Below are 20,098 nucleotides of genomic sequence, written 5' to 3' on the forward strand. Positions count from 1 at the left end.
AACAATCGTTATAAAAAACATAATCAAAAAATTTGTTGCAAAAAAATTTATTTAATGTAAATTGCAACACTTAAAACCCTAATTAAGTTTTGTATGAACTTTAATGTTATTAAAATAAATTATAAAGCAATAATCTGTCTAGCTATAGGAATTTCTTTGGTTAGTTGTCACAAAAGAAAATCCTCTGGACTTACTGGATGGAGTGCTCAAGAAAAAAGTGCTGTTGGATTTTACGATTCTAAATCAAGTTATGCTGGACAAGAAGCCCCTCCAGGAATGGTTTTGATTGAAGGAGGTAGTTTTACAATGGGACAAGTTCAAGATGATGTTTTATTTGATTGGAATACAACTCCCGTTAAACAACAAGTTCGTTCGTTTTATATGGATGAAACAGAAGTAACAAATTCTGAATATGTATTTTATTTAAATTGGATGGAAAAAGTATTTCCTCCAAATGATTTAAATTATGAACATATTTACCAATCTGTTGTTCCTGACACACTTGTTTGGAGAGATGTTTTAGGTTTTAACGAATTACTTACAGAAAATTATTTAAGACATCCGGGGTATGCAGATTATCCTGTAGTTGGAGTAAGTTGGGTGCAAGCTAACCAATATTGTAATTGGAGAACAAATAGAGTTAATGAAAAAATATTAATGGATAAAGGTGTTTTAAAATCTTTATATGAATTAGACTCTCTTGAAGTAAAAGGTAAAAATCATTTTGATACTGACACTTATTTACAAAACCCATATGCAATGTTTGATGGTGATTCTACAATTTATAAAAAAGGATTACCTGATTATACTCCAAGAAAAAAAGGAGATCCTAAACCTGCTAGAGGTTCATTTACAGGAAGACAAGTAAAAGTTTCTGACGGAATATTAGCTGCTAAATTTAGACTTCCAACTGAAGTAGAATGGGAATATGCAGCTAAAGCTATTGTTGAAAACAGAGAATACAACAATATTAGAGGTAGAAAAAAATATGCTTGGAGCGGTAAATACACCCGAAACAAATCTAAACGCTATATGGGTGATCAACTTGCTAATTTTAAACAAGGTAAAGGTGATTATAGTGGTGTTCCTGGGTGGAGTAATGATGGAGCAGATATTACTATCCAAGTAAAATCATACGAACCAAATGCTTTCGGATTATATGATATGTCTGGTAATGTAGCAGAATGGGTTGCTGATGTATACAGACCAATAATAGATAATGATGCTAATGACTTTAATTACTATAGAGGTAACATTTTTACAAAAAAAATGATAGACTCTGAAGGTAAAGTTGTTATTGCAGATGATTCTTCTATTGAGTATGATACGTTAGATAATGGTAGAATTACTCCTAAAAACATTCCAGGTAGTATAAAAACGGTTCCTATTACAAGACAAGATGCCTACATGAGAAATAATTATGAAAAAGCATATAATGTAGATGTTAGAGATGGTGATTTAGCTTCAACAAAATTTTATGATAAAGATGAAGATGATTTAGATGTGAAACCTCGTATGTATAATTCCCCTATTAAACCAAGAGAAATTGGTGAAAGTGGCTTAATAAAACAACAATACGATACAGAAAAAAGAAATACATTAATTAGTAATAAAACTCGAGTTTATAAAGGAGGTTCTTGGAGAGATAGAGAATATTGGTTAGATCCATCTCAAAGAAGATATTTACCAGAATATATGGCTACAAACTATATTGGTTTTAGATGTGTAACTGATAAAATTGGACCTATGAACTTTAAAAGTAGAACTCCTACTTCAACAAAAGTTAGATATTAAAATTATTTAAATAAAACACAAACCTCATTGAAGTTTCAATGAGGTTTTTTTTATACATAAATTTATCAATTCATACATTAAATTTAATTAATTTTATAAAATTAAAATATACTTATTAAAACGTTTATTGTAGATAAAATAAATATTTTATACTTATGAAAATTGAACAATTATACAGCTTATATACCCAAAGCTATTTAGTAGATACAGATACCAGAAATATTAGAAAAGGAAGTATTTTTTTCGCATTAAAAGGAGCTAATTTTAACGGAAATAAATTTGCTAAAGAAGCACTTAACAGCGGCGCATCATATGCCGTAATTGACGAAAAAGAATATCAAAACAATTCAAACACAATATTAGTTGACAATGTTTTAGAAACACTTCAAAAATTAGCTAAATACCATAGAGAACAATTACGTATACCAATAATTTCTTTAACAGGAAGTAACGGAAAAACAACAACTAAAGAACTTATTAATTGTGTTTTATCAAAAAAATATAAAACCACTGCTACAACCGGTAACCTCAACAATCATATAGGAGTACCATTAACACTGTTAACAATTCAACCTACTACAGAAATTGGAATTATTGAAATGGGAGCTAACCATTTAAATGAAATTAATTTTTTATGCCATATTGTAAAACCAAATTTTGGATTAATCACCAATTTTGGAAAAGCACATTTAGAGGGTTTTGGAAGTATTGAAGGTGTTATTAAAGCAAAATCTGAATTATACAATTTTTTAAAAGAAACAAAAGAAACTGCCTTTATCAACTCAGATGATACTGAGCAATTAAAACAATCTAAAAACATTAACTCTGTTATCTTTAATAATTCAAAAATTAAATTTATTGAAGTAAACCCTTTTGTTAAAGTCCAATTTCAAAACACAAATATTCAAAGCAAATTAATTGGAAAATACAATTTTAATAATATCTCTGCTGCCATTGCAATAGGTAATTATTTTAAAGTTCCATTAAAAGATATTAAAGATGCTATTGAAAATTATGAACCAACTAATAACAGATCTCAAATAATAAACAAAGGAAGTCTAAAAATAATTTTAGACGCATACAATGCAAATCCAAGTAGCATGAAAGCTGCATTAGAAAATTTTAGTTTATTAAAAGACAGTCAAAAAGTTGTTATTTTAGGAGATATGTTTGAATTAGGAGAAACAAGCACTAAAGAACACCAGCAAATTGCTGATTATGCTAATTCCTTAAATTTTGACAAACTTATATTAATAGGAAAAGCATTTTCTACAATAATTGCAAAAAATGCTTTAACATATACTTGTTTTGAAGATTTTGAAACTTCAAATAAAGATTTAAATTTAAAAAATACCTCTTTATTAATTAAAGGTTCTAGAGGTATGGCTTTAGAAAGAGTTTTAAACCTCTTCTAATTTTAATTTTTCTCTATGATATTCAATTAAACCATCAATTGGTCTTCTTAAAATAGTACCAAGCTTAACATTGTGTTTTTTTGCTACTTTTTCAATAACATCTTTAGAGAAAAATGCAATAGAACCTACAAAATGTACAGGAACATCCTTTACTTGTTTATAAGTAAGCACTCTAGTTTTAAAGAAAACATTAATTCCTTTTTCAAGTACTTTATCTGTATAAGCAGTACGTTCATTTCTAAAAATAAACTCTGCAAAATGCGCTAAATAAGTATTAGGGTTGGTTTCCTTATATACATTTCTTTTTATTACATCAGGATCTACATCAAACTGACTTTCAAATTTCTTAGCACTTCTTTTAGGCATTCTTTTGTAATAATAGTCTCTAATTAACCTTTTTCCAAAATAATTACCACTTGCTTCATCCATTAAAATAAAGCCTAAAGAAGGAACGCCATTAACAACGTCTTTACCGTCAAAATAACTACTGTTTGATCCGGTTCCTAAAATACATACAATACCAGGTTCAGTTGTTACAGCATACGTTGCCGCATATGTATCTTCTTTAACCTCTACTATTGCATTAATAAAAAATGATTCAAATATTGACTTTAATAATGCAGTTGGTTTTTTTGTTCCACAACCAGCCCCATAGAAATACACATGTGTAATTTTCTCTTTATGAAATTGAAAATCCTCATTTTCTTCTATACGTTCTTGCAATAAATCACCTGGAAAAACGGCAGGATTTAAACCTGCAGTTCTAGTTTTAAGCACAACCACTCCTTTATCGTCCAATAAAATCCAATCGGCTTTTGTTGAACCTCCATCAGCTATTAGAATCATTTTTTATGAATTTAACTATGAATATAACTTATTATTTAACAGCATTAATGTATTCAGCTAAATCAACTAATTTAGTTGAATAACCATATTCATTATCATACCAAGAAATAATTTTTACAAAATTATCATTTAATCCAATACTTGCATTAGCATCAAATGTTGAAGTTTTAGATTCAGAAACAAAATCTTGAGAAACAACACCTTCTTCAGTGTATCCTAAAACACCTTTTAATTCGTTTTCTGAAGCTTTTTTAATTGCGGCTTTTACTTCTTCAAAAGGAACTCCTTTTTCTAAACGACAAGTTAAATCTACTACAGATACATCAACAGTTGGTACTCTAAATGCCATACCTGTTAATTTTCCGTTTAATTCTGGAATTACTTTTCCAACAGCTTTTGCTGCTCCTGTAGATGCAGGTACAATGTTATTTAATGAAGCACGACCTAATCTGAAATCTTTTCTAGATGGACCATCAACAGTAAATTGTGTTGCAGTTGCAGCGTGTACTGTAGTCATTAATCCTTCAACAATTCCGAAGTTATCGTTTAATACTTTAGCTATTGGAGCTAAACAGTTTGTAGTACAAGAAGCATTAGATACAATAGTATCAGCAGCTGTAATTTTATCATTGTTTACACCCATTACAAACATTGGTGCGTCTGCAGATGGTGCAGAAATAGCTACTTTTTTAGCTCCTGCTTTAATGTGTTTTCCAGCTCCTTCTAAGTTTGTAAAGATACCTGTACAGTCTAAAACTACATCAGCACCTACTTCATCCCATTTTAAATCTTCTGGATTACGTTCAGCAGTAATTCTAATTTCATTTCCGTTTACAACTAATTTACCATCTTTTACATCGATAGTTCCGTCAAATTGACCGTGAACTGAGTCATACTTTAATAAGTACGCTAAGTGATCTACAGCTAGTAAATCGTTAATTCCTACAACTTGTACATTTGGTCTACTAGCAGCTACTCTAAAAGCTAATCTACCGATTCTACCAAATCCGTTAATTCCAATTTTAATTGTTGACATATTTATTGTTTTTATCTATTAATCTATAATTTATACTGAAGTTATTTCAGCAACTTTTAATAATTCTTTATCTATATCGTTATTCATTTTAATAGCCTTGTTAAGACCAACTGTAGTAACTTGATTATTTGTAATACCAACCATAACACCAGATGATCTATCTAATAAATGTTCTACTGCTGCTACACCTAATCTACTTGCTAATACTCTATCTGAACAACTAGGGCTTCCTCCTCTTTGCATATGCCCTAAAACAGAAACTCTAATATCATAATCAGGGAAAATTTCTTTAATATGATCTCCTAATTCAAATACATTTTTACCAATTTTATCTCCTTCAGAAACTACAACAATACTTGAGGTTTTACCTCTTTCTCTACTTCCTCTAAGCGATTCAACTAGCCTGTCTAGGCCTAAATCTTTCTCTGGAATTAAAATTTCTTCAGCTCCAGCTCCAATTCCTGTATTTAATGCTATAAAACCAGCATCACGCCCCATAACTTCAATAAAAAATAATCTATTATGAGAACTTGCAGTGTCTCTAATTTTATCAATAACTTCTACCACAGTATTTAATGCAGTATCGTAACCAATAGTTTTATCAGAACCATATATATCATTATCAATAGTACCAGGAATACCAATAACAGGAAAGTTAAATTCTTGTATAAATTTTAATCCTCCAGTAAAAGTTCCATCACCACCGATAATAACAAGCGCTCCAACACCTGCTTCTTTTAAATTGTCATAAGCTTTTTGCCTACCTTCTTCTGTTTTAAATTCTTTACATCGTGCAGATTTTAAAATAGTACCTCCTTTGTTAATAATATTACTAACATGTCTAGACGATAACTCTTCAAAGTCTGCATCAATTAGTCCTTGGTATCCTCTATAGACACCAACACAATCTACTCTGTAATACGTACAAGCTCTAACTACAGCTCGTATGGCAGCATTCATTCCAGGAGCATCCCCTCCAGACGTTAAAACTGCTATCTTATTTATTGGTTCATTCATAGGTTAAAATTAATTTACCAAAGGTACTTTGAAATGGAATTTTATCCTACAAAACCGTTTTTTTTTCACTAAAACGATTTCGCTATATTCCTCTGTAAATCAAGGGTTTCAACGCCTAATCTTGAAATTTTAATATTCTTATCCTCAGATATTTACAGTAAAAATAATTAAAATATTTTTGATACTCAATTCTTTTAAAAAATATTTTATTTTATAGCTTTAAAGAAACTTTTTAAAAAGTAAAAAAATACTTCTTTTACACGGCAAATCCATTCAATAAAAATGCATTGAATGGATTTATAAATACAAATTATAAATTATGATTAATTGGCTGTTTGATGAGAGGTTGAATACAAACTCAATCTAACACCTAAACCTATTCTATTAATTTAAAAATAAATGAATTTAAAGTATCTAATTTAATATTAGTTGTTCCAATACCGTTTTCAACAATTAATTTAGTTTTTGTTGTTTTATACAATTGATCCTCCAAAACATAAGTACCATCTTCTAAGCTCCATTTTTTTATTATTTCTGAAGGTATTTGTAAATCTAAATCATAGTTTACCAAATCATCAAAATTAGAAATTATTAATAATTTCTCATTTTCATTCCAACGTACAAATGAAAATATTTTACGGGTATAATTATCTAAATTTTGTCTATTGTAATGATGAATTTCAGCGTATTCGCCCATTAATGCTTCACTATTTATTGTAAAGTTTAATAAACGTTTGTAAAAGTCTCTTAACTCTTTTTCTTCTAAAGTAGAGCTTCCTCCATCAAATTTACTATTATTCATCCAACGTTGATGTGTAGGCACACCTACATAATCAAAAATTGAAGTTCTTGTTGGTGATCCAAAACCTGCATTTTCTGCTCCTGGCTCACCTACTTCTTGTCCAAAATAAATCATTGTTGGTGATGTGCTTATTGTTGCTGAAACTACCATTGCTGGCTTTCCTTTTTCAGCTGAACCTGCAAAATCTGGACTTGCAATACGTTGTTCGTCATGATTTTCTAAAAAATGCAACATATTATGCTCAATATCTGCTTTATAATCTTGAATTCCAGTAATATGATCTGTCCAACCGTGACCTTGCATAATATTTTTTATAGTATCATACAACGCAACTTTATCGTACAAATAATCCATTTTACCTTTATGTATATAACTTCTATACATATCTGGATTGTAAACTTCTGCTAATAAAAAAGCATCTGGATTCACCATTTTTATAGCTGAATTCATAAAGCTCCAAAATTCCACAGGAACCATTTCTGCCATATCATATCTAAAGCCATCAACTCCTTTTGCGGTCCAATACAACGCAATATTTCTAAATTTTATCCAAGAACTAGGTACCGTTTTATCTTTCCAAAATTCAAAATGTGCTTTGTAATCTTCATTCTCAAAACCTTCTGGCAATTCAGCAAAATCTTTTCTTCCATCAGGACTTACACCATAATTTATTTTCACCGTTTCATACCAATCATTTACATCTGGACGTGAAGCTCTAGAGCCATTACCAGTCCATTTAGCTGGATTTTCATCAAATTTACCATTTGCTAACGGATGATTTTCACCTCCTAAAGGCAAATATCCATCTCTCCATTCTGGAACTTGAAAAGCTTCACCTGGATTGTAATAAAAGTTATTGTTTACATCATATTGTTTTGTTGTATCATCACTTGCACCAAATGGTTCAGCACCTTCTGGAGTAGATTTACCCTCATAATTACGAGCCACATGATTAGGAACTATATCAATTAATACTTTCATTCCTTGTTTATGAGTACGCTCAATCAAAGCCTCGAACTCTTCTAATCTATTTTCAACATTTTCTGCTAAATCTGGATTTACATTGTAATAATCTTTAACAGCATACGGAGAGCCTGCTCGCCCTTTTACAATATCTGGATCATCATTTGAAATTCCAAATTCTGTATAATCTCTAATTACATCGTGATGCGGAACACCTGTATACCAAATGTATGTAACTCCTAAATCTTTAATTTCTTGAAGTGCTTTTTCTGTAAAATCGTTAAATTTACCAACACCATTTTCTTCAATGGTTCCCCAAGATTTGTTGGTTGTATTTGTGTTTCCAAATAAACGTGTAAAAACCTGATATACTACCTCTTTATGAGCCTTTTGTTCCTTCATAATTGTCTTTGATTCTTTTTTTTCTTCATTACAAGCCACAAAAATAAGAATTAACGTAGTAATTACACTTAAATATTTTGTTTTCATATTGATACTAATTGTTTTTGGTTATAAATTCCTGCCTGCACTTCGACTCCGCTCAGCAACCACACTTAGTGACTAGACAGGAATGACAAATCAGACTTATTTTTTAATCAAACTAATTGCAAAACCACCTCCTGCTGCAAGTTTTAATGTTTCTTTTGATTGGTTAGTAACCTCAATTTTTCTAATGTTTAAATCGGTTGGATTGTCATTCCAATGTGCATTTTTCCCATCTTCATAAATTGTTGCTTCGTAAATTCCTTTATCTAAAAAACTAAAATCAATTGTCATTTCTCTAGAGTTTTCATCGGTAATTCCACCAACAAACCAATTATCTGAAGTACGTTCTTTACGTGCTATGGTGACAAAATCACCAACTTCACCATTTAATACTTTTGTTTCTTGCCAATCTACACCCACATCTTTAATAAATTGTAACGCTGGATTTCCTTCATAATTTTCAATTAAATCCGCAGCCATTTGCACTGGACTATAAATTACAACATACAATGCCAATTGTTGCGCAATGGTGGTATTAACTTGATTATCCTCTTTCCACTGGTTAAATTTAATATCAAAAATTCCAGGAGTATAATCAATTGGACCAGCTAACATTCTTGTAAAAGCTACTATTGGCAAATGCTCTGGTGGATTTCCACCATCACTAGCCCAAGCATTAAATTCTTGTCCGCGTAAACCTTCTCTAGAAATAGTATTTGGATATGTTCTTCGTAAACCTGTAGCCTTAATTGGCTCATGTGCATTTATTGCTACCTGATATTTGGCGGCTTTTATAACAGCATTATTGTACTGATTTACCATATACTGACCGTGATGAAACTCTCCTTTTGGCAATATTTTACCAACATAACCTGTTTTTACAGAATGAATTCCTAAACTTTTCATTAAAGCATAAGCAGTATCCTGCTGTTTTTCATAAGTCTCAGTTGCAGCAGAAGTTTCGTGATGCATTATTATTTCAACACCTTTCTCTTTTCCGTAACGTACAACTTCTTGTAAATCGTAATCTGAATATGGAGTTACAAAATCAAAAACGCCTTCTCTATCTTCAAAACCAATCCAATGCTCCCAGCCAGTATTCCAACCTTCAACCAAAACAGCTCCAATATTATTTTTTGCTGAAAAATCTATAAAAGCTTTTGCATTTTCTGTTGTTGCTCCGTGTTTTCCTGAAGCCATATCCCAACTCGATTTCCCTAAATGCATTTCCCACCAAATACCCGTATATTTTGTAGGTTTAAACCAAGAAACATCTCCTAACTTATTGGGTTCATTTAAATTTACAATTAAATTAGAAGCGATTAAGTCTTTTGCTTCTTCAGCAATTTGAATAGTTCTCCAAGGTGTATTAAAAGGTACTTTTTGTTTTACTTTATATGAAGTGTTTTCTGAACCAACCAATACACTCTTCATTGTAAAATTTTGAGGATTTACCTCTAATGTCATACCCGAATAATCTACCAAACTAGCTTCATGAAAACTTAAATGTAAGCCGCTTTCAGTTTTCATAGTTACTGGTGTATTTACGGCATTATTAGGAATTGCAGTTTGTGCTAAATTTTCGTGATTAGCAAATTTCTTGGCATCAATTTCACTAAATTTTGTAGTATTATACAAGTGTTCGTAAATATCCCAATCGCCTGGAATCCACCAAACTTTATGATTTCCTGTAAGATTAAATTCGGTATTTTCTTCGGTAATTAAAACTTCTGAAAGGTATTTTTGTTCTGGAAATTCATATCTAAAACCAACACCATCATTATACACTCTAAAAACAATGTTTAATTTTCTTTTTAATTTTGAAGATTCTTGTAACTCTATTTTTAACTGTTTGTAATTATTTACAACATCTAATTGCTCTCCCCAAGGCATTTGCCAAGTTTCATTAAAATTTGAACTTGTTGTATTTATAATTTCAAAATTATCTTTTAAAGCCATTTCTCTAGCAAAATCAAAGCCTAAAGTTGATGTTTTTATAACATCATTATTTTTATATAAAATTTTATAACTTGGTTCTCCTGTTTCAGATACTGAAAATTCAACTAGTATATTTTTATCTGGAGAACTAACAGTTGTTTGTTGTTTTTGCGAACACGAAAAAAGTGTGATACTTAACAATACAAGTGTAAATTTTAAATATTTCATTTTATTAAACTTTTTATTTTATCATTTTAAATATATAATCACTAGCGCTCATCTGCTTAGCTAATAACTAGCTATCGTTTGCAACGAGTGCTACCCATATTTCTTTATAACACTCATTGTAAACGAACCCCAACAATAGGGCTAGCTATCGTTTGTAACAAGTGCTATTCATATTTTTCTATAACACTCGTTGCAAACGAGCGCCAACAATGGTTACGTCATTCTAAACTTTTTCCTCTAACAATACTATTGTGTGTTCAGATTCAAAAGTTGCCAAACCATTAGTTACTTCTGTTGTTTTTCCAGAATATGCATCTTTAAGTATCGTTCCATCTTCAAACACCCCTTCTACTAAAATTTCTTTTTTACCAATTGGATGCTCTAAACCGACAATTACCTTATCTGTATAATCTTCATTCTTATACGTACGCATAAAAACATAAGGTGCTTCTGAAATCATTTTATGAACTCCTGCTCCAACACTTGGGTGTTTCGCTCTAAACTTTCCTAATTTTTGCCAATGCGTTAAAATCTCTTGAGTTTTTGCATCATTTTCAATTTTATCCCAATTCATTAATGATCGTAAGTTTGCATCTCCATTTGCTCCTTCTACAACTAATTCTCTAGCTATTTCATCTCCATAATATATTTGAGCAGCGCCAGGACATAATATTAATTTAGTAGCAGATTCAAAAGGTTTTGTACGCTCTTTATCAAATGGCTGCCCATCGTCATGAGAACTCACATAATTTAAAATACCAAAACCATCTAACTCATTATTTAGAATACTATCATACCTAGAAAACAATTCTTCATAAGTATTTTGCGCTGCATTCCACTTAAATTCAAAATTAATTTGACTAGAAAATTTATCATCAAAATAATTGACTTTTTTATCTCCAAAATCAAAATATTTACCACCTGAAATTCCATAATTATATATCTCACCTACTAAATAAAAGCTGTTATCGTCTAACACTTTTTCAGGGTTATTTTGTTTAAACTCGGCAAAAGCGACATCGCAAACCGATTTAAAATCTTGCCAAACATTTTCTTCTGTATGCTTCACCGTATCTGCTCTATAACCATCAATTCCAAATTCTGTAATATAATCTGAAAGCCATTTCATAATATAATATTTTGGAGCTCTCGGATATCCTGTTTTAGCAAAAAAAGCATCTAATTCTTTTACTTCTTGCTCGTAGCGTCCTTCAGCTTTCCACTTTTCAACCAACTGCTTTGGTAATTCAACATTTTCAGTACTTTCAGTTCTAATGTCTGGTAAATTTTTAACCAAAGTGCAGCTTACCGTAGACGCGTAATCTTCATAAGTACATTGTGGCTCTGTTCTTACCCAATTTTTAGGAAAAACAGCATCTTTTTCTGTAACAGGCCCTGTATGGTTGATTACAGCATCTAAAATTATTCGAATTCCGTTTTTATGAGCAATTGCAACCAACTTTTTTAAATCTTCTTTAGTTCCAAAATTTGGATCTAAAGCTGTCCAATCGCTAGCCCAATAACCGTGAAAGCCATAAGAAAGTCCCGTTCCTTCATCAACTGCTCCGTGAATTTGCTCAACAATTGGTGTCATCCAAATAGCATTTACACCTAAATCGTTAAAATAACCTGCTTCAATTTTTGCAATTACTCCTTTTATATCTCCTCCTTTAAAACCACGTAATTTTGCCGCTTTTTCAGTTCTTTCAAAATTAATATCGTTTGAAGGATCTCCATTGTTAAAACGATCTGTTAGCATAAAATAGATATTGGCATTTTCCCAAACAAAAGGAACAGCATTATCTGATATTTTTACTGTAGAATCTGTTTTTTCTTTACAACTAAATAATGTAATACATACGATTAAAAGAAAACTATATTTTTTCATTTCTAAAATTTTATTTTTAATTCAAATTCTTTTGAAGTATTCCAAGTTATAGGAATAATTACTGTATTATTTTTTGAATTATAACCACCGTTTTTTATACGTTTTTTACCTAACTTCACTTTTTTAGGAAATTTAGTAACGTTATGGATAATTAAATTTATATTTTTTATTGAAGTTTGAAATTCACTTCCTGTTTCTGCTTCAAAATCTATGTTAAACCAACGTTTTTCTTGTTCCGCTTCAAACGTTAAAATTTCATACATTCCTTTTTCAAAAGCATCTTTTGTAGCTCCATCATCATTGTATAAATCATATTCAGTATTATCTACACTTTCATCATAATAAAAATGTAAATCGAACGTGTTTAAATTATAATTTGAAGTATTTTGAACTGATTCAATCATTGGAATAAAAGCACCACCACTAATGTAAGTTGGAATGCTTTCCTCTTCTAATTGTACCATTTTTGTTTGACCTCCTTCAATTTTTTCATCGGTATAAAAATTATACCAATTAGAGCCTTTTGGAAACACTACTTCTTGAGATTGAATTCCTGCAGAAACTACTGGACTCACCAAAAATGAATCTCCCCATAAATAAGTTTTATCGACTTCTTTTAAATTCTCATCTTCAAAAAATAATGGTTTCATTAATAAGCTTCCTTTTTGACTATTTTTAAAAGCTAAATTGTAATTATAAGGTAACAAACTATATCGCAACTCAATAGATTTTTTTGCCAATGCTTTTGTTTTTGGTTCTCTAAAAACTGGTTCTGAAGGTACATCTTCTTGTGCATGTGGACGATAAATTGGTTGAAAAACACCGTATTGTAACCAACGTGTGTACAATTCATCATCTAAATTATCACCTGCAAATCCACCTAAATCGGAATGCATATATGCTAAACCCTGCATTCCCATTTGTAATGAAATTTCCATTTGTGGCTTTAATCCTCCCCAAGTTCTGTTTACATCACCAGACCAAGGAATCATTCCGTAACGTTGAGCTCCTGAATAACCAGCTCTCATTAAAATAAATGGACGTTCATTTGGGAATTCTTTTTCGTAGCCTTTTGCAATTAATTTTGCCCATTCGCTACCATAAATATTATGAACCTCATCGGCTGTTCCCGTATGGTGTAATAAATCTGACGGATGTACTTCTGGCTCGCCTAGATCTCCCCACCAACCTTCAACACCATAGCTTTTTAAATCTTTGTAAATATTCCAAAACCAATCATTTCCTTTTTCACTAAAAATATCTATAATTCCGGTGTTTCCAAAATAGAAATCGTAGGTATATGGTTTTCCATCTTTGGTTTTTCCTAAAATATCTTTTTCAACAGCTTCATCCCAACGGTTTGAAGTTGTTAATACAAATGGCTCGGTAATTAAAATGGTTTTTACACCTTTTTCTTTTAAATCGGCAACCATTTTTTTAGGATTTGGAAACGAATCTCTATCGAATTTCAAATTACCCATTGTGCCTTTTACTTCTTTTCCAAACCAATACAGATCTAAAATTATAGCATCTACTGGAATTTCTTCTTTTTGAAACTCTTCAATAGTTTCAACAGTTTCTTTTTGAGAATGATATCCAAATCTACTGGAAAAATTACCCAATGCCCAACGTGGAATTAATGGTTGAAAACCAGTTAAACTTACATAATTTTCAACAACTTCATCCCAATCATCACCCGCAATAATTTGATAGGTTTTTCTACCCGAAATAGTTTCATATCTTAATGTATTATCTCCTTTACTATCAAAATCTAAATATCCAATTGGAGCATTGTCAAAATGAATGGCGTACTTTTTTGAAGAATAAACAACCGGAATGGTAAAATTCATTAATTCTGAATGCGTTTCGTAACCATAATGTGCTCTGTTGTATAAGGGCAATCTGTTTCCTCTTCGGTTCATTCCTAAAGCTCTTGCACCTCCTCCATATAAAATTTCATCTTGAGTAAGATTAAATTCTATACTTTCTGTTTCTTCAGCAACAATATTACCTTTTACCAAATCCATTGGTTCGTGCTTCGCTTTAAAATAACCTCTCTTTTCTGAAATTAAAAAATTGTCTTCGTAGTAATATGAAATTTGAAATGACGCATGTTGAATTTTTACTGAAATATCTTTCATTTTTATTTCAGTAAAATTAGATGATTCAACTATTTTCATTTCAACAGGTTTAGTTTTTAAAACTACTGCGTGTGAATTTGGATTGAATGTTTCACCATTTGGAATGAATGATGTTTCTATAATTTCGTTCCCGTAAGGCTGAAATCTATACAAACCATCATTGGTTCTAACCTCAACATAATTTTTATATTTTGTAATTCCTTCAAATTTCCTAGTTGAGTTTTGGGCATAGAAAATTGTTGTAGAAAAGACAAAAAAGAAAATAAATAATTTTAGTAGTTTCATTATACTTTAATTTTTGTGTGTCATTCCTGCGTAGGCAGGAATCTATAAAACAGTCAAACAAAAAACCTTATTTAACTTTTAGACATCTACCTACTCAGCTATAACAATTGTTTTTTATATTTTTACGTGATATAGTGAACTTGTTTCAGAATTTCATCAAGCTGATTTCCCGTATTTATGTCCCCCAGAAACAAATTCATGTTGACGTTCTAATTATTTTGTAACTAAAATTTTGTTGTTAAAATTGTAATTCCTTTTGAATTTAATTTTAAAGATGTATCCCAACTAAATTCTTCATCAGAAATTATATTTTTAACAGTTTTACCTTGTAATCCAATTTCTTCAAAACGAGTTAAATCCAACTCTATAACTTTTTCATTTTTATTTAAAATTACGGTTACAATTTCATTTTCTAACAATCTAAACAATACATAAACACCATTTTCTGGCGCAAAATGTATCGTTTTACCAGCATGAATTGCTTCACTGTTTTTACGGTAATTCAATACTTTTTTCATAAAAGACTGCATTTCTAGTTGGTCTTTTGAAAGCCCTTTTCCAGTAAATGCATTTACTTTATCTCCTTTCCAGCCTCCAGGAAAATCGGTTCTAATTAAACCGTGATCTCCTGGTTTTGCAGTATCGTTTAACAATACTTCTGTACCATAATAAATTTGTGCAATTCTTGGCAAAGCTAATACATAACCTAAAGCCATTTTAGTATTTACAACATCCTCGTTTAACTGTGTAAAAATACGGCTCATATCGTGGTTATCTGGAAAAACCATAATGTTGTTAGGATTTGCATAGACAAAATCATTTGCCAAACCTTCGTACATTTTAACAAAACCAGTATCCCATTGTTCCTCTTCATTTAAAGCATCTACAATAGCGCGTTGCATTGGAAAATCCATTGTAGAAGTTAAATTAGACTCGTAACCATCTTTATTTATATGTCCTTTTTGCCAATAAGCAACCAATAAAGGATTTAAACTCCACTCTTCACCAACAATACTAAAATTTGGATATTCTTCCATAATTGCTCCAGCCCAATTACTCATAAAATCTTTATCTGGATAAGGATATGTATCTTGACGAATTCCTCCTAAATCTAACGTTTCAACCCACCAAACACTATTCTGAATTAAATAATTTGCAACCAATGGATTTTTCTGATTTAAATCTGGCATTGCAGAAACAAACCAACCTGCATTCATTAAATCTTTATCTTTTTTTGAAGCGTAATTATCTTGGTTTGTTGATCTTCTATGATTGGTTACAATTAACTCACCTTTTTCAAATTCATTTTGATAATTAATCCATTCTTTTGAAGGCAAATCTTTCATCCACCAATGTTCTATACCAATATGATTCGCAACCTGATCCATAATAAATTTAAGTCCTTTTTTATTAGATTTTGTAGCGAGGTCTATATATTCTTCCATTGTACCAAAGCGAGGATCTGGTTTGTACAAATCTGTAATTGCATACCCGTGGTACGAACTTTCTTTCATATCATTTTCTAAAACAGGCGTTGACCATATTGCGGTAAAACCCATATCTGAAATATAATCTAAATGCTCAGTAATCCCTTTTATATCGCCACCATGACGTGCATAATCGTGCTTTCTATCAATTTTGGTTTCATGCAATCCTTTAACAATATCGTTTGATGGATCTGCATTTGCAAAACGGTCTGGCGTAATTAAATAAATAGCATCTGAACTGTCGAAACCTTTTCTTAATTTAGAATCTTTTTTACGTTCTTTTAGTTCGTAATCAACACTAAAATTATTACGTTTCCCTTTTTTGGTGAAGTCTATCTTAAAAAAACCAACAGGTGCATTTGAAACATCAATTGTTAAAAAAACATAATTTTCATTATCCGTTTTTTTTATTTCTTTCAATAAAATAGACTCATTATTAATTGAAGGTGTATATGTTGCAATTTCATCACCATAAACTAAGAGTTCAACTTGATTATGATGCATTCCAACCCACCAATTTGGAGGTTCAATTCTCTTCACTTTTTGCGCATAAGAAGTTAAGCTAACAGATAACAGTAGTAAAAGTAAGCGGTTAATTTTCATTTTTAATATTTTTAAATAAGCTCAAATATCATTTCTACTAAAGCAATAATCTATTTTTTCAATGTACAATAAAACCTAACAGGTTTTAAAACCTGTTAGGTTTACAATAGGCCTTGCCTATTTTGTTAAACCCGATTGTTATCGCTCTAATTTCACTATATATAAATTCCAGCATGAGCAGGAATAACAATAAACAACAATTTATACAACAACAATTTCTTTTGAAGGAATTGAGATTTCTTTACCATTAACCAACATAGTAACCTCAGCATCAGATTCATTAAAGAATTTACATTCAGTTTGACTTTTGTAAACTTTAATAATAGTTCCTCTAAAATTAATTGTAAACTCGTACGATTTCCATTCAGCAGGAATTTGAGGATTAAAGGCTAAAACACCATCTTCCCAAACACGCATTCCTCCAAAACCTTGTACAACAGACATCCAAGTACCTGCCATACTAGTAATATGACAACCTTCGTGTACTTCGTGATTGTAATCATCTAAATCTAAACGTGCTGTACGCAAATACTGTTCATATGCTTTTGGCATTCTGTCTATTGAAGCTGCCAAAATTGAATGTACGCAAGGCGATAATGATGATTCGTGAACTGTAATTGGTTCATAAAAATCGAAATGTTTTTCTAATTCTTTAGTGCTAAATTTATTTTCAAAAAAGTAAAAACATTGTAATACATCGGCTTGTTTTATATAACAAGAGCGCAATATCCTATCCCAAGACCATTTTTGGTTGATTGGTCTTTCTGACTTAGGTAACTCTTCTACAGGAATAATTTCTTTATCTAAAAAACCATCTTGTTGTAAATAAATTTGCTTTTCTTCATCAAAAGGAAAATACATATTATCTGCTACTTTTAACCATTCTGAAGTTTCTTGTGCAGTTAAATTAACTTTTGAAATTACACGCTCAAAATCTTCGGCATATTCTTTTTTTACTCTATTTAAAGAATCTACTGTATATTCTATACACCATTTTGCTAAATAATTGGTGTAAAAATTATTATTGATGTTGTTTTCGTATTCATTAGGACCAGTTACACCTAAAATTACATACTTGTTTTTAGCTTTAGAAAAATTAGCTCTTTGATGCCAAAAACGTGCAATAGCAATCATAACTTCCAATCCGTTTTTGGGAATGTACTCAAAGTCTTGTGTATAATTTACATAGTTGTAAATTCCATAAACCATAGCACCATTTCTATGAATTTCTTCAAAAGTAATTTCCCATTCGTTATGGCATTCTTCACCATTCATTGTAACCATAGGATACAAGGCTGCTCCGTTTTTAAAACCTAGTTTTTCGGCATTTTCAATCGCTTTATCTAATTGATTGTAACGGTATAACAATAAATTTTTAGCAACTTTATCATCTTTTGTAGCCATATAAAAAGGAATACAATATGCTTCTGTATCCCAATAGGTACTTCCACCGTATTTTTCACCAGTAAATCCTTTTGGACCAATATTTAAGCGTGCATCTGTACCTAAATATGTTTGATTTAATTGAAAAATATTAAAACGAATTCCTTGCTGTGCTTTTACGTCACCTTCAATAACAATATCAGCAGTTTTCCATATAGCTGCCCACGCTTTAATTTGCGCATTTAAAAGTTCTTGAAAACCTAATTCAGCAGCATTTTGAACATTTGAAAGTGAAGCTGCGTTTAAATCTTCGTTTTTATAATTTAATGAACTAACATAACTTCCATATTTATAAATGGTAGCTACATCACCTTCATTTACATTAACTTTATATGTGTATGTTAATTTTTTATCCTCAACTTTAGTTTCTTGAGACACAGAAATTGTTTCATTATTAAGCGCTAACGCAATTTGCATTGCAGTACTAACATGAAATTCTGTTTTTAATGTTTTTGAAAGAATACAACCACTATTTTCACCTTCTACAACTTCTAAAATTTCCCAAAAGAACTCACCATAATTAGAATCTTCATTTTCTATACCAGCATCAATATATGGCGCATAAGTTATTTCTCCAGAAAAATTAAGTGCTTTTATATGGTATTCAATAGTACCTGTTTCATTAAAATCGATACTTACAAAGCGTTTTGTAGTAACTTCAATTTTTTCTCCTGAAGCTAATTCTGCGTTAAAAGAACGACCTAACCAGCCTTCTTTCATATTTAATTCTCGCTTAAAATTTGAAACTTTACACGTATTTAAATCAAACTTAGTACCGTTGATAGCAATGTGAATTCCAATCCAATTTGGAGCATTTAATACTTTTGCGAAATACTCTGGGTAGCCATTTTTCCACCAACCAACTCGCGTTTTATCTGGATAATAAATTCCACCAATATAACTTCCTTGGAATGTGTTCCCTGAATAATCTTCTTCAAAATTAGCACGTTGTCCCATGGATCCGTTTCCAATACTAAACAAACTTTCTGAAGCTTCAACATTTTCTGCTACAAAACCATCTTCAATAATTGACCACTCGTTTGGTATAATATAGTTCTTATTCATAATCTTAATTCAATATTTTTTGTAAAAAATCTGTTGTAAAACCAGATGTGTCGTTTAAAATATAAGTTGCTTCTTTTAATAATTCAGCATCACCTATTCCAATACTTACCATATTAGCGGTGTTTGCAGCTTCAACACCAGCAATGGCATCTTCTACTACTATACAATTCTCTGGTTTCATATTTAATTTTTTAGCACCAATTAAAAACACTTCTGGATCTGGTTTTGCTTTTGACACATCATTACCATCTACAATAGCTGAAAATCTATTGTAAAGTCCTACTTTTTCTAAAATTAATGGTGCATTTTTACTTGCTGAACCCAATGCATATTTTATATTATTTTGATCTAAAAAATCTAATAATTGATTAATTCCTGGTAAAATTTCTTCAGCAGTCATTTGGTTTACATACCCCAAATACTCTGTATTTTTTTTTACTAAATAGGTTTGTTTTTGCGCTTCGGTTAATGTTACATTTCCTATACTCAATAATATTTCTAAGGATCTAACACGGCTAACACCTTTTAGTAATTCATTATGTTTTTCTGTAAATTCAAAACTCAACTCGTTTGCTAAATTTCTCCAAGCTAAAAAATGATACTTTGCCGTATCTACTATTACACCATCTAAATCGAATATAAAAGCGATTTCTTTTTTCAT

The 20,098-nt window shown here is 30.7% G+C and carries 12 protein-coding genes; 2 read left to right on the forward strand and 10 right to left on the reverse strand.

What is annotated here, in order from left to right:
* Nucleotides 1-93 precede the first annotated feature (93 nt).
* A complete protein-coding gene (gene gldJ / locus MKD41_RS06640; RefSeq protein WP_240244656.1) occupies nucleotides 94-1,794 on the forward strand; it encodes a gliding motility lipoprotein GldJ in 1,701 nt (566 codons plus the stop codon).
* Nucleotides 1,795-1,949: 155 nt separating this feature from the next.
* Nucleotides 1,950-3,209: a UDP-N-acetylmuramoyl-tripeptide--D-alanyl-D-alanine ligase gene (locus tag MKD41_RS06645; RefSeq protein WP_240244657.1), complete on the forward strand. Its 1,260-nt coding sequence runs from the start codon at nucleotides 1,950-1,952 to the stop codon at nucleotides 3,207-3,209.
* On the opposite strand, the gene MKD41_RS06650 is transcribed toward MKD41_RS06645, so the two are convergent.
* From MKD41_RS06650 to pgmB, 10 genes are all read right to left on the reverse strand, one after another.
* Nucleotides 3,195-4,055 carry a BadF/BadG/BcrA/BcrD ATPase family protein gene (locus MKD41_RS06650; RefSeq protein WP_240244658.1) on the reverse strand — a complete coding sequence of 287 codons (861 nt, stop codon included), beginning with the start codon at nucleotides 4,053-4,055 and terminating at the stop codon, nucleotides 3,195-3,197. The genes MKD41_RS06645 and MKD41_RS06650 overlap by 15 nt on opposite strands.
* 31 nt (nucleotides 4,056-4,086) lie before the next feature.
* Nucleotides 4,087-5,091: a type I glyceraldehyde-3-phosphate dehydrogenase gene (gene gap, locus MKD41_RS06655; RefSeq protein ID WP_240244659.1), complete on the reverse strand. Its 1,005-nt coding sequence runs from the start codon at nucleotides 5,089-5,091 to the stop codon at nucleotides 4,087-4,089.
* A 30-nt stretch (nucleotides 5,092-5,121) separates the two neighbouring features.
* On the reverse strand, nucleotides 5,122-6,108 hold the full coding sequence (gene pfkA / locus MKD41_RS06660) for a 6-phosphofructokinase (RefSeq protein ID WP_240244660.1): 987 nt from the start codon (nucleotides 6,106-6,108) through the stop codon (nucleotides 5,122-5,124).
* Nucleotides 6,109-6,484: 376 nt separating this feature from the next.
* The gene (locus tag MKD41_RS06665) at nucleotides 6,485-8,362 is read right to left on the reverse strand and encodes an alpha-amylase family glycosyl hydrolase (protein ID WP_240244661.1); all 1,878 of its coding nucleotides are present in this window, start codon (nucleotides 8,360-8,362) and stop codon (nucleotides 6,485-6,487) included.
* Between the two features lie 96 nt (nucleotides 8,363-8,458).
* On the reverse strand, nucleotides 8,459-10,525 hold the full coding sequence (locus tag MKD41_RS06670) for a glycoside hydrolase family 97 protein (protein WP_240244662.1): 2,067 nt from the start codon (nucleotides 10,523-10,525) through the stop codon (nucleotides 8,459-8,461).
* A gap of 223 nt (nucleotides 10,526-10,748) precedes the next feature.
* On the reverse strand, nucleotides 10,749-12,413 hold the full coding sequence (locus tag MKD41_RS06675) for an alpha-amylase family glycosyl hydrolase (RefSeq protein WP_240244663.1): 1,665 nt from the start codon (nucleotides 12,411-12,413) through the stop codon (nucleotides 10,749-10,751).
* A gap of 2 nt (nucleotides 12,414-12,415) precedes the next feature.
* Nucleotides 12,416-14,839 carry a glycoside hydrolase family 31 protein gene (locus tag MKD41_RS06680; RefSeq protein WP_240244664.1) on the reverse strand — a complete coding sequence of 808 codons (2,424 nt, stop codon included), beginning with the start codon at nucleotides 14,837-14,839 and terminating at the stop codon, nucleotides 12,416-12,418.
* A 224-nt stretch (nucleotides 14,840-15,063) separates the two neighbouring features.
* Nucleotides 15,064-16,929, reverse strand: coding sequence for a glycoside hydrolase family 13 protein (locus tag MKD41_RS06685; RefSeq protein WP_240244665.1), 1,866 nt, complete (start codon nucleotides 16,927-16,929; stop codon nucleotides 15,064-15,066).
* A gap of 201 nt (nucleotides 16,930-17,130) precedes the next feature.
* A complete protein-coding gene (locus MKD41_RS06690) occupies nucleotides 17,131-19,437 on the reverse strand; it encodes a glycoside hydrolase family 65 protein (protein ID WP_240244666.1) in 2,307 nt (768 codons plus the stop codon).
* 4 nt (nucleotides 19,438-19,441) lie between these two features.
* Nucleotides 19,442-20,098 carry a beta-phosphoglucomutase gene (pgmB, locus tag MKD41_RS06695; RefSeq protein WP_240244667.1) on the reverse strand — a complete coding sequence of 219 codons (657 nt, stop codon included), beginning with the start codon at nucleotides 20,096-20,098 and terminating at the stop codon, nucleotides 19,442-19,444.

The sequence above is a fragment of the Lutibacter sp. A64 genome, from assembly GCF_022429565.1.
Taxonomy (GTDB): domain Bacteria; phylum Bacteroidota; class Bacteroidia; order Flavobacteriales; family Flavobacteriaceae; genus Lutibacter.